Consider the following 508-nt stretch of genomic DNA (forward strand, 5'->3'; position numbering starts at 1 on the left):
AATAGAGCATCTCTTCCTTCACTCGGACGGCTCAGACGGTTCAAAAGGGTGGTATCTCTGAACGTGCAAAGCTGAGTGTGGTAGATGAATTCGGTGTTCTGCTCCGGCAGGATCACCCATTGTTTGGATCGGTGAGACTGGAGCTTTTTTTTTTGGACTTGGCGAACGGTTTCGTAGGAGACCGATTCGTGGTCGATCCCTTCGAGGGCGACGAGTTCGTCGGAAAGAAGGCGAAGGATCCAGCGAGCGCGCCCGTCGGGCGGCTCGCTGGTCGCGAGGGCGATGAGATGAGCTTCGTCTTCACCGTCGAGTTTACGGTCGTATTCGCGGTCGGGGTTCCGGCGATGAATCGCTGCAATCCCTCAGTCAGCGTAGCGTTTGCGTGCGCGGTAGGGAGTTGATTGTCCGCAATCAAGCGCGCGACTGATTTCATAGTGACTAAGATAAGTATTGCAAACGAGAATCGAGAAATGCATCGATCCAAGATCGAGCGAAACTCACTCGATTG

At 53.9% G+C, this 508-nt stretch carries 1 pseudogene; it reads right to left on the minus strand.

Annotated features, from left to right (window positions below):
* A pseudogene (locus ACQUQO_RS18295) lies at positions 1-359 on the minus strand (IS630 family transposase); the annotation flags it as partial.
* Positions 360-508 lie beyond the last annotated feature (149 nt).

The sequence above is a fragment of the Halococcus sp. AFM35 genome (assembly GCF_051195015.1).
In the GTDB taxonomy this organism is placed as follows: domain Archaea; phylum Halobacteriota; class Halobacteria; order Halobacteriales; family Halococcaceae; genus Halococcus.